This is a genomic window from Gemmatimonadota bacterium (assembly GCA_041390105.1).
Lineage (GTDB): Bacteria > Gemmatimonadota > Gemmatimonadetes > Longimicrobiales > Gaopeijiaceae > JAGQIF01.
Map to the genome: position 1 here is coordinate 453,414 of JAWKQO010000003.1, position 11,776 is coordinate 465,189.

Annotated in this window: 9 protein-coding genes; 3 read left to right on the forward strand and 6 right to left on the reverse strand. The window is 66.6% G+C overall.

Going from position 1 to position 11,776, the window contains the following annotated elements; genetic code table 11:
- Positions 1-28: 28 nt before the first annotated feature.
- The 3 genes from R3E10_15070 to mprF all read right to left on the reverse strand — a co-directional run bounded on the left by R3E10_15070 (position 29) and on the right by mprF (position 4,598).
- Positions 29-760, reverse strand: coding sequence for a DUF1003 domain-containing protein (locus tag R3E10_15070; protein MEZ4417072.1), 732 nt, complete (start codon positions 758-760; stop codon positions 29-31).
- Between the two features lie 123 nt (positions 761-883).
- Positions 884-1,867 carry a hypothetical protein gene (locus R3E10_15075; protein MEZ4417073.1) on the reverse strand — a complete coding sequence of 328 codons (984 nt, stop codon included), beginning with the start codon at positions 1,865-1,867 and terminating at the stop codon, positions 884-886.
- A gap of 115 nt (positions 1,868-1,982) precedes the next feature.
- Positions 1,983-4,598 (reverse strand): bifunctional lysylphosphatidylglycerol flippase/synthetase MprF, encoded by a 2,616-nt coding sequence (gene mprF / locus R3E10_15080; GenBank protein MEZ4417074.1) that lies wholly within the window; start codon positions 4,596-4,598, stop codon positions 1,983-1,985.
- A 361-nt stretch (positions 4,599-4,959) separates the two neighbouring features.
- On the opposite strand from mprF, the gene R3E10_15085 reads away from it, so the two are divergent.
- Entirely contained in the window at positions 4,960-5,760 is an 801-nt protein-coding gene (locus tag R3E10_15085) for an AcvB/VirJ family lysyl-phosphatidylglycerol hydrolase (protein ID MEZ4417075.1), read from the forward strand.
- A gap of 74 nt (positions 5,761-5,834) precedes the next feature.
- Here the strand turns inward: R3E10_15085 and R3E10_15090 are convergent, their stop codons facing one another.
- The 3 genes from R3E10_15090 to R3E10_15100 are packed head-to-tail and all read right to left on the reverse strand — an operon-like array spanning position 5,835 to position 9,198.
- Positions 5,835-6,509 (reverse strand): hypothetical protein, encoded by a 675-nt coding sequence (locus tag R3E10_15090; protein MEZ4417076.1) that lies wholly within the window; start codon positions 6,507-6,509, stop codon positions 5,835-5,837.
- Entirely contained in the window at positions 6,506-7,909 is a 1,404-nt protein-coding gene (locus tag R3E10_15095) for a sigma-54 dependent transcriptional regulator (GenBank protein ID MEZ4417077.1), read from the reverse strand. Before R3E10_15095 ends, R3E10_15090 begins: the two co-directional genes overlap by 4 nt.
- Positions 7,906-9,198 carry a HAMP domain-containing sensor histidine kinase gene (locus tag R3E10_15100; protein MEZ4417078.1) on the reverse strand — a complete coding sequence of 431 codons (1,293 nt, stop codon included), beginning with the start codon at positions 9,196-9,198 and terminating at the stop codon, positions 7,906-7,908. The genes R3E10_15095 and R3E10_15100 overlap by 4 nt, the downstream gene beginning before the upstream one ends.
- A 261-nt stretch (positions 9,199-9,459) precedes the next feature.
- Between R3E10_15100 and R3E10_15105 the strand changes: the two genes are divergently transcribed.
- Together R3E10_15105 and R3E10_15110 are read left to right on the forward strand one after the other, a co-directional pair.
- Entirely contained in the window at positions 9,460-9,891 is a 432-nt protein-coding gene (locus R3E10_15105) for a hypothetical protein (protein ID MEZ4417079.1), read from the forward strand.
- A 288-nt stretch (positions 9,892-10,179) separates the two neighbouring features.
- Complete coding sequence (locus R3E10_15110) at positions 10,180-11,751, forward strand: trypsin-like peptidase domain-containing protein (protein ID MEZ4417080.1); 1,572 nt, start codon at positions 10,180-10,182, stop codon at positions 11,749-11,751.
- Positions 11,752-11,776: the final 25 nt, after the last annotated feature.

An 11,776-nucleotide genomic window follows, 5' to 3' on the forward strand; every position in this document is an offset into this window, starting at 1 on the left:
CGACGGCCATCCAGATCTTCGCCGCTGTTCAACGCTTCATCGCGTCCAGACGCGTGGACAGTTCGTCCATGAGGTCCGCCTGGATCGCTTGCACGTCCATGAGGCGTTGCCAGTTGTTGAGGAGGAGGTGATCGAGCTTTTCGTGCAACATCCGGATCTCGAGCTCCGCCTTGAGATTGACCTGATAGTCATGCTCCGCGTGGGCCCGGTCCCTGGCAGCTTGCCGGTTCTGGCTCATCATGATCACCGGAGCCTGCACGGCGGCCAGACAGGAGAGCACCAGGTTGAGCAGGATGAAGGGGTAGGGGTCGAAGGCGCGCCGAGCCAACCAGAGGCCGTTCACTCCGATCCATCCCAGGATGATGGCACCGAACAGCCCGATGAAGGGCCAGCTGCCCCCGAAAGCTGCCACCCGATCAGCCACTCGAGCGCCCAGAGAGAGTCCTTGGCTCACGCTCTCGGCAATGTTCTCCGAGAGCAGCTCGTTGTGGTGAAGACTCTCGATCACCTCCTTGTCCAGCGCACTCAACTCTCCCTTTCTGGAGGCCAGCAGGGTTTGTAGGTAACTAAGGCGATACCGATGGAGATCGGCTAGGCAAAGCTGCTGATCCGGGTCCCACTGCGGATGTTCTGTCTGGATGAGCTGCAGCACGGCGGGTCTCACCAGGATCCCCGGGACGAGCTCCGCTGTCGAGCGGATCTGGCCGCACAAAGGACACTGCACCGTGTTGGTGGGTGCTTGGGTCGGCTCGTCGCTCATTCCTGATCCGCCATGGCTAGAGGGGGAACCGGTGACGTCCCTGCCAGCCCCTGCCCGGGCTCTCTCCCGCGGAGTGCACGGACCCGGCTGACGGTTCGCTCCGCGCGGAACGGCCAGGCCTGTTCACAGACCTCCGACGCGTAGAGCGGCACCTTCGCCCGAGGTCACGGCCTCCGCAAGGGACCGCAGTTTGGACTCCACCCAGCCACGCTCGAAGCCGGACAGCGGGCTATCCAGCCTATACATCGCGACTCGCGCCAATAGTGGTTGGCCTCCGTCGAGAGGCTGCAGCAGGGCATGCACCACCCGTGCGGCCACGAAGTAGTGCGTCGAGTAGAATCGAGAGCTTTGCACCGCGGCCATGATGGCGCTTTCCGCAGCGCTCGCCTCGGTCAATCCCTCCAGTGAGATGACCGGGCGCGAACCGACGTCCTCGACCATCCAGTACGCCACCGCTCGAGCGGAGTCCGCCCCGGTCACGCTCAGCCCCAGCGCTTGGAAGCGCTGGTCGAGTCCGGCCAACGCGGCGGCAACGGAGGCCGGTTGTGCGCGATCCACGTAGGGCGGAAGGGCGTCCGCCCCTCGCTCCTGGAACATCTGCCCCCGCTCCCGCAGCAAGCTTCGAAAGGTGGAGTCCTTTTCGGGAGGCATGGCGTCTCGCAAGGGCGCCAACCACGACTCGGGAAGCTTCACCCGGCACTTCCCCACGAGGCAGGTCTCGAGGTCGGAGCGGTCCGCATCCGGAAGAACCAGAGTCCGGAAGTCATCAGCGGTCGGAGGAACCGAGAGACGACCCAGCGACAGGGCCGAATGCCGCACTGCATCCAACCCACGAAAGCGCTCGATGAAGCGGCTCGAATCCGCGGATACAGGCGCGACCGCCAGCACCGAGATCAGGGTGGGATCTCCCCCGCTGTCCAGGGTGCGGGATACGGCCTGCCCGGAGCCCAGCGACGCAACGTCACTGGCTTGCAGCCCCCACCGGCCCAGAACAGCGGCCGTGGTCGACTGCCCTGTCGCCGGCGCTGCCCCGTTCCACGACAGCACGAAGAGGGTCCACACGATCCGGCTGACCGGGCGTCCACGCCCTCCACTTGCATGATGCATACATCACTCCAGTTCCAAGAAATGCGCATTCTGAACGTGCTCGAGTGCGCTCACGGATCCGGTTCGCGAGGAGTAGAAGGCGACGCGCGCCCGACAAGCCTGGTACTTCCCCCGGTCAACGCATCACCGCGCCCCGCAAGCCTCCAGAGATGAGAGCCGTCGCGTCAGTGAGGATCTTCGGCAACCCCAACCCGGGTGGTGCAGCCAGGTACCGGGGCTCCCAGACCGGGGAGAACTTCTCCTTGTAGTCGTGCAGACCCTGGAAGTTGTAGAAGTGCTCCCCGTAGCGGAACAGCGCCGCGCCCATCCTCTGCCACGCGGGAGCCAAGCGGTGTGTCTCCATGCCTGCGAACGGGGCCATTCCCAGGCTGAACCACCGGTACCCCTGTTCGCCTCCCCAGATCAGAAGATGCGTGAACAGAGCGGTCATGACGCCCTTGGGGGCCGAGTCCGAGTACCTCATCAGGTCTACGGTGAGCTCCTCCCGGCTCGTCGAGGTCCACAAGTTGGCGAAAGCGTGGATCGTGCCATCCACGCGGACGACCGCGCACGGGAAATGCTGCAAGTACTCCTCGTGGAAGCAACCCAGGGAGAAGCGTTTTTCCCTCACGCTCTTACTCTTTAGCCACTCATCGGATATCTCGCGCAGCCTTGGGAGCAGCGGTGCAACCGCCTCTTTCGGCACGACCTCGAAGACGCCTCCCTCCCGCTCCAGACGGCGCTTGGATTGGCGAAGCTCCGCTCGCTCCCTCCCCTCCAGAGTGAAACCCTCCAGCGGTACGCGTGCATCCTCGCCCAGCTTGTAGAAGACGAGCCCGAGATCGATGTACAAGGGAAGCCAGGTAGGACCGACCTCGTAGAACACCAGGTGCCCACCGGCGCGATCCGCCCGGTCCCGGAGGTTCCAGGCCAACTCCTCGAACTCGGACGGCTCCCCGACCGGATCCCCCATCACCACCCAACTGGATCCCGAGACGGCGTACATGATGAAGGACCGGCCGCTCTCGCTCAGCACCACGTCCTTGTCCCCGAGAAACACCAGGTTGGCCTCGGTGTTCGGTGCAGCCTCCGCGACGGGCGCCAGACGGGCCAGCACGTCCGGACCCGCCACCCCACCGCCCACCGGCGCCGGCCGAAGCAAGCGCGCGGCGAGGAACAGGGAAATCGTCACCGCCACACCAACCAGAGCCCTCAGGAAGCGAGGAGCGTCATCCTCGAACGTGAACCTCCACCAGAGATCGTTCGAGTACTCCACATGCTCGAAGGCGAAGAACCCGAGCCAGACAGTCGTCACCAGCATGGCCGCGATAGCCAGGACCCAGGCCGGCGTGAAAGGTTCATCCAACAAGGAAGCGCGTCGGTAGAACTCCTTGCGCGACACGTAGAGAATGGTGGCTCCCACCAGGTAGGTGACGGAAGCCACGGCATGAAGATCGCGAGTGGCCATGAGCAGAGCCGAAAGAAGCAGCGCGAACAAAGCGAGGTGGTACGCTCCATCCAGCCGTCGCTGGAGACCGCGCGCCAACAAGAGCAAGCCCGCTCCCAGGATGCTGGCCAGGAAATGCGACAGCTCCAACACCCGCAGCGGAAGCAGATCGGTAAGCAGTTCGAGTCGCCCGCGCGGAACGGGAACGGAGCCCGAAAGCAGTAGAACTCCTCCGAGAGCGAAGACGAGCGCGGCGGACGCTCCGGGGACGACCTGGGAAACGGCGCGCGCGGCCCGCAGCGTCGGTGGACCGATCGCTTCCTTGCGTTCCCGAAGCTCGCGCAGCCCCAGAAGCAATACCGCCATGAACAGCGGCACCAGATAGTACACCAGGCGGAACGCGAGCAGGCTGGCAAGTACCTGGGAGTTTCCGGGGCCATCCGGCAGAAAGGAGAGCAACACCGCTTCGAAGACTCCCAGGCCCCCGGGTAGGTGGCTGACCACTCCCGCGCTCTGAGCGAGGAGATAGGTGCTCAGGAAGGGGCCGAAGCCGAGCGCGTGTCCCTCGGGCAGCATCACCCATAGCACCGAAGCCGCCACGGTCCAGTCAACCGCTCCCAGGAGCACCTGGCTCACGACGAGGCCCGCCCTGGGCACAGGTAGCTGCAGGGGACCAAGCGTGATTCTCCCTTTTCCTCGCAGCGCCCAACCCAGCACTACGAGCACCCCGACCAACAACAGACCCCCGAGAATCCGCAGGGAATCTCCGGGGAGGGACACGAACGTTGGCGGTCGAACCGGCCACACCATAAAGGCCACGCTGGCGATGCCGGCGAACCCGACCCAGAAAGACGACGTGTAGAACGCAACGATACGGCCGATGTCCAGGGCACCCACGCCCCACGACGAGTACAGGCGAAATCGCACCGGCGCCCCGGTGAGCAGCGGGAATCCCAAGCCTTGGCTGAGGGCGTAGCCGATGGTCGCGGCCAAGGCGGTCCGCCCGCGGCTGAGCGCGATACCGGCGTAGCGCAGAGCCAGCGCGTCGTATTGGGTGAGCACCAGGTAGTTCAAGGCGGTCAGCAGCAGACCCAGAACGAGCCAGCGGGTGGGGAGCGCCGACAGGTCCGATCGGACTTCCAGCCACGTAAGACCGCGGAGCTCGTTGTGCAGTGACCAGAGCGCGAATCCGAGTACGATCAGGGCCACGACCGGGCCGAGCCACCGCCACCGCGGCTGGGCTTCGCCAGATGCAGGTGGGGTCGGGTCGGCAGATCCGGTCACCGGTGGCCCCCCCCGGGGCATCCCGGGACGGTCCGCGAGGCGGCGAACCTCTCCCGGTGGAGCGATCGCGAGGCTACGGAGCCTCGGGTCGTGGCGGTGAGCCCGTCGATCATGGTCTGCAAAGCGGCGACTCCTGGTGGAGGAGAGCCGACAGCGAACGCAGGCGATTCGAGCGCGCCCTTTCGCCGCAGTTCTTCCCGTACGCACCCGACATCCGAAGGTACCGGGCCGACAGTCGAGCGGAAATATCCCGGAAAGGCGTGCTAGCCAGCAGCGAAATCCTTGCGGAGTCGTCGTTGGCCGGAACAGCTTTCCTCGGCGCGGCGATGGACCAGGTTCGACTCCACCCCCGATCCTTCACCAGCGGGGATAGGCTCGCGAGATGATGACACGCGCGTTGACCAGTGTAGTGGAGTCGCCGGACGGGCGTCCCATACCGGTATCGCTCGTCGCTCGCTTCCCCGCCATCGGCCGACGGGCGCAACTGGCCTGTGCGATCTCCCTGCTCGTCCTTCTTGGATGTGTCCGGGCGGGTGCTCAGGAGCACCTGCCCATCGTCGAGGTGGCGCCGTCGGGGTCGCAGGCGAGACTTCTCGCGGTGTTGGTCTCCGGAGACGGAGACTGGTCCGCGGCAGATCGAGCAGTTGCGGATTCGCTCCATCGACGGGGAGTGGCGGTCGTCGGTTTGAAGGCGCGTGCGTACCTTCGCTCCGATGCCCGGTCGCCCGATGGCTTCGCGGCGGACCTGGCAGGGATCGCTGAGCGGCATCTGGAGCTTTGGGGAGCCTCCGAGTTGATCTTCGTGGGGTATTCGCGCGGGGCGTCCATCGGACCCTTCGCCCTCACCCGTTGGCCCCCGACGCTTCGTGAACGGCTTCGATTCATTGCACTCCTCGACCCGGAATCGACCGCGAATTTCGCTTTCCACTGGATCGACCTCGTCCGCGACGTACCCCGGGCCGGCGACCTTCAAGTGCTCCCAGAATTGGAGCGTTTGCGTGGCATCCCGATGCTCTGTGTCTATGGAACCGGCGAATCCGCGTCGCTCTGTGCGAATCCACCGCGCGAGCTGTTCGTCTCCATCACCCGCCCTGGAGGGCACCGGATCGACGACTCGCCAGAGCCCGGTCGCTTCATTGTCGAAGAGCTTGCGCGGCTTGGCATACTGGGCGGAGGCGGCTGAGTCCCGCTGTAGCCCGACGCTGGCCAGGTACGTGGCTGCCCGCCGAGCCCGCACCGGTGGCGGGGTGGAAGCACTCACTCCGAGCCGGCCGGTTCCTCCCCCGGGCGGATCCATCGCCTTCCTACGATCCATCCCATCGGCATCGCGATCACGTGTGTGAGGTTGGCGGAGAGATTCTGGGGAAGCTCGGGGCCGAGGCGGACCCACCCGAAGAGATTCAGGAGCAGCCAGATTCCCACGGCGACCGTGAGACCATGCGCCGCACGGGAGCCCCTCAGACCCAGCGCCGCGCCGAGGGCTCCGAAGTATCCGGCGGATGGGCCCACGTCCCTGACTGCGACAAGTCCCAGGGTGGCACGGGACTGAAGCGTAGCGTGCAGAGGAGTGAAAACCAGGGTCAAGATCACAATCGTGGCAAGATGTACTCCCCAGAACACGGCGAGGGCACGTACGGCGCCGGTCTGGCACTCCAGAAGACCAACGGAGATCGCCGTCATCACCAGGGCTCCCATCAGTACGCTGTGGCCATGGGTGACGAGGGCTGAAGTGAAGAGCCGCCCGATGTCCAACTGCCAGAGGTCACGGGGGGCGAAGCCTACCCGGCGCAACCAGGCAGACGTCAGCCTGCCGGTCGCTGTCTGTGTCGCAAAGGCGCCCACCAGAAGGGCGGAAAGCATCGCCCAGGTGCCGGTGAACTGTCGAGCCACACTTGGATCGAAGGGCTGCACGATCGGTCGCTCGTGCGTCACACCGCACCGTCCTCGGCATCGTCCCCGGTGAGACCGAACTTCTCGATCCGGTAGCGCAGCGTCTGTCGGGTCATCCCGAGCAGGCGGGCGGCCGCGGATACATTGCCCTCCGACAACTCCAGGGCGCGGGCCAGCACGTGCGCTTCGATCTCATCGAAGCTGGTGCTTCCGTCCAGACGCAGGACCACCGCATCGGGTTCCGTCGGCAGCGGACGCTCAGAGCTGCGCGGTAGCCCCAACCACCGATCGGAAAGGACGGACGAGGTCGCAAGCAACACCGAACGTTCGAGGACGTTGCGTAGCTCGCGCACATTACCCGGCCAGCGATAGGCCTCCAATCGCTCCCAGACGCTGTCGGGAATGCTCGTGACTGCGTGCCCGGCCCGGGCGTTGAATTCGGCCACCGCGGCCCAGGTCAGCTCGCGGATGTCCGCCTTCCGCTCACGCAGCGCAGGAAGCTCGATCTTCAACACGGCCATCCGATGATACAGATCGGCCCGGAAGTCGCCCCGTGCGACCGCGTCGTCCAGTGCTGCGTTGGAGGCGGCGATCACCTGCACGTCTACGTCGATCTCCTTCTCTCCACCCACCCGTCGGATGCGTCGGTCCTCCACGGCCTTGAGGAGCTTGGCCTGCAACGGGGGAGGCATCTCCGACACCTCGTCGAGGAACAGGCTGCCGCCGGACGCCTGCTCGAAGAATCCACGGTGGCGGGTCCGGGCTCCCGTGAACGCGCCGGCCTCATGACCGAACAGCTCCGACTCCATGAGCTCGGAGGGAAGAGCGGCGCAGTTGACCTCCACGAGAGGGCCTTCGCGTCGGTCCCCGCTGTAGTGGAGAATCCGTGCCACCAATCCCTTCCCCGTGCCCGTCTCCCCTTCGATCAGGACGGACGTGAACGGCACGCCCGCGATCCTCCCCACCAGCGACCGCACTTCCTGCGCCGCGGAGCTCGTCCCCAGGAACGCATCCGGCGTGTAGCGATCGTGGTGCCCTTTGCTCGCCTCTCGCAGTCGGCGTTCGGCCCGGGCACTGCGGGCCGCACTCTCGACCACCAGATCGAGCCGGTCCAGAGGGACCGGCTTCTGGAGGAAGTCGATCGCACCCAGTTGCAGCGCCCGTACGGATTCGGGAACCGTTCCGTATCCGGTGAGGAACACCCAGGCGGAGCCGTCTCCAGCCTCTCGCCGCTCCTCGAGCAGATCCAGCCCACTCCCGTCGGGGAGGCTCAGATCGGATAGAACGACGAGCGGTTGCAGCGCGCCCGCCTTGAGGACCGCACGCGCCTGGGCCACGTCCACGGCCCGGGCCGCTTCCCATCCTTCGCGGGTGAAGTGACGGACCAGCTCCTCGCCCAGGAGTGCCTCGTCCTCGATCACCAGAATGGCTTCGCCCTTCATTCGTGCTCTCCGAGATCCATCAGGGTCACGACGGCCTGCGCTCCTCCGCCCGGTGGGTTGGAGAGCTCGATGCGACCGCCCATCTCCTCGACCAGTCGGCGAACCAGGCGCAACCCTACACCGGAGCCGCCGGGCTTGGAGCTGACCAAGGGGCCGGTTGCGCCGTTCAGCACCTGCTCCGGGAATCCGGGGCCGCTGTCACGCACCACGAGCTCTACGCCACCCTCGCTGCGTCGACCCTCCAACACCACCTGGCCACCGCTCCCGTCGACGGCCTGGATGGCGTTGAGTCCCAGGTTCAGAAGGACCTGACGCACCCGGTCCTGGGGCAGGCGCGCCCGCAAGGGCTCCGGCACGTCGTGTTCGATGCGGACGCCCTGCCCCGCCTCGTACGTCAAGAGCTCGACCAGCTCGTCCACCATCTGTGCCAGATCCATGTCGCGGGGCGCTTCGGCGGGTGCACGCAGCGCGCCCAGGTGCTCGTTGAGCGTACGACTGACCCGCTGCAGCTCCGCGACCATCGGTGTGATGCGCGACGCCTGCTCCGGGAGATCGCGCTCGAGATTCTGCAGTCCCATCGCCACGCCGGCCAAGGGATTGCGAAGCTCGTGGGCAAGCGTCGCCGCGGATTCAGCGGCCACGGCGACGCGTTCCGCACGCAGCAGCGATCGGCGCTGATCGAACACGGTGCGAATCGAGGCGCGCAGTAGCTTGCGTACGGGAGCCGTCGCGGCCATACGAGGGGCGTTCCAGACAGTCAGCGCACTGAAGAGGCCGAGGAGCAGCAGCGCGCCCAGGGTCAGGGCGGTCTCCCTCCCCGCGTCTCGGCGCGCGTCCGCGAAAATCCGTTCCTGCACTACCGACTCCGCGTCCACGATCTCCGCGAGCACCGCGGCGGCGGCCAGCAGATCGTCGCGGCTGACGAGCGGTTGGGAGAGGGCCTCCGTCAGGCGGTCCAACACGACCCGCGAGTCGCTGTCCAAGCGCTCCCCGAGGCGACGCGCCTGCTCGATCTGAATGCGAATGTCTTGCACGAATGCGCTTTGGGCCGACAGCACCGGTGGCAGGCTCTCCAGGGTGCGCTGCTGCAGGCGGGCACGCGCTTCGGCGAAGCGTCCGGTGTCCTGGAGCCGTGCGTTGACGAGCTCGAGACGGGAGGCATTCCGCGAAGAGAGTCCGTAGATCGTCAGACCGACCACGGCGACCACGAGCAGGACGATCCCCGTCCACGCCAGCCGCACGCGGCCGAAGTGCCGTCGATCTCCACGCTGTTCATCCGGCTTGGTCATGGCGCTGGCAGCACCCTCGCTCTTTGCTGTCGATCGAAGCTCGTCGGCCACGCCGGTCGCGGTCAACCGGTGGCCGAGAGCAGCCGGACTGGCGGAATTCCGCCACCAGCGGGCGGATCTCCTCCCAGCGGGCGTCGAGCCCGGAGGGCGCAACCGTGCGTTTGGGGGGGATGGTACGCCCGATGCGAGGGAGACGGGTGCACCAGGATTCCTCCATCGGCGCAAGAGCTCGAGCGAGGCATCCTGGAAAGGGAGGAGACAATGTACACGCACTTCAAGCACGGGCTCCTGGCCCTGGCATTCGTCATCCTGGCATCTGCCGCCACGAGTGGGCAGCTCGCCGCCCAGTCCACGACGCAACCTCCCGACTCGGTCATGCTTCGACGCAAGACCGCACAGGTACAGGTGGACAACCACAACTGGTTGGACATGCACATCTACCTGGTTCGGGACGGGATCCTCTGGCCGCTGGGCGTGGTGACCGGGCTCAACCACGACACCTTCGAGCTCCCGTCGCTGGCCACCCTCGCGGGCGCCGATCTTCGCCTCCTGGCCGACCCCATCGGAGGAAGCGGCGCCTACGTCTCCCAGTCGCTGGTGATCAACCCGGGCGACCGGGTGCAGATGGCCATCGAAAACAACCTGGACCTTTCCACCACGTCTGTGATGGCGGGGGAGCGAGCGAGCCGCTGACGCCCTGCGTCGGTCCGGCACGTGGCTGCGGCGCGCGGCGGTCGTCCACGCCGCGCGCCGCTTTCGCGCCCGCCATCGGGCTGGCCCACTTCAACCACTCTGGCCGGGATGCGCCGCCGAGCAGGTGCGTTCCGCAGACCGCAAAATCAGCATAACCCGTTTTCCCACATTCTCTTATGGAGCTGGCCCGCCCCCTGCTCTTCGGGAGTCTCGAAAACGATCTCGAGTGATCACGACCGCGGCGGATGTCCGTGGGCAAGGACTCGAACCCAAACACCGAGAGCAGCCATGAGCAGCAGATTTCGCAGACGCGCCGCGGTGGGTACTGGAGCCCTCGCGCTCGGCGTCCTGATTGGCGGCGGTGCCCATGCGGCCTTCGTCGCCACCGAGCACGTAGTGGCCGAGGCCACCCCGGAGCACCGCACATCGATCGATTGGACGGACCCGGCCAGCCTGGCCCAGGGCGTCAGTGAAGCGACGGCCGACTTGGCCGCCCGCGTCACGCCCGCCGTAGTGCAGATCTCCGTGAAGCTGGCGCCGTCCCCTCAGGACGAGGAGCAGCTTCCGGACCAGTTCCGTCGCTTCTTCGACCTCCCGTTCGGGAACCCGCAGGCCCCCAACCCGCAGCCGCAACCGCGCTTCGGCGGCGGTTCGGGGTTCCTCGTCTCCGCGGACGGCTACATCGTCACGAACAACCATGTGGCCGGGGAGGCGGAAGAGATCACCGTACGCTTGAACGACAACCGCACCTTCAAGGCGACGCTCGTCGGCGCCGACCCGACCACGGACGTTGCCGTCATCAAGATCGACGCGAAGGGGCTCCCGTTCCTGGCCTGGGGTGACTCCGAGGCGCTGCGTGTCGGCGAATGGGTGATGGCCATCGGCAATCCAGGCTTCGGCGGAAGCTCCTTGGACTACACCGTGACCACGGGGATCGTCAGCGCCAAGGGACGTCCCCTTCAACTGATCGGTCGCGATCTCGAGCAAGATCCCCGCTTCGGCCGGGAGATGGCCGGCTACGCGATCGAGAACTTCATCCAGACGGACGCCGTCATCAATCCCGGCAACTCGGGTGGACCGATGGTGGACATGGCCGGTGACGTCGTGGGTGTGAACTCGGCCATCGCCAGCACCGACGGGCACTTCCAGGGCTACGGTTTCGCCATTCCGTCGCACCTCGTGCAGAAGATCGCTCACGATCTGATGACCGAGGGCCGCGTGTTGCGCCCGTGGCTCGGCGTGCAGGTGGTGCAGGTGAGCCCGGAGGACGCGGAGGCCTTCCGTCTTCCCGACGTGAGCGGCGTGCTGGTACAGGCAGTGACCGACGACAGCCCTGCGGACGCTGCCGGGCTGCTGCAGGGGGACGTGATCGTCGCGGTCGACGGCAAGGCCGTGATGAGCGGGGGCAGCCTGCAGGAGATGATCGCCGTCCGGCGTCAGGGAGAGCGCGTGGACGTGGAGTACTACAGGGACGGCTCGCGCCGGTCCACCGAGGTGCGCCTGGGTGAAGCACCGGTCAATCCACGCGCCACCGCGGACCGACGCCCGCAGGGCTCGACGACCTCCGCGGAGGTGGAGCACCTCGGACTGAGCGTTCGGCCTCTGACGCGCGACCTCGCCGAGCAGCTCGGCTACGAGCACGCAGGCGGCATCGCGGTCGCGGAGATCGATCCCAGCGGACCGGCTGCCCTCAAGGGGATCACGTCGGGCATGCAGCTGCTGGAGATCGACGGCCGTCGCGTCGACTCCGTGGAGGACGCCACCGACGCCTTCCACGGCGTCGAGGCCGGCAAGGTCGTGACGTTGCTCCTGGGAACGCCAGCGAGCGGCACCCGCTTGGTGAACGTGCGGGCCCGGTAGCCACACTGCGGGCGAGCCCCACAGC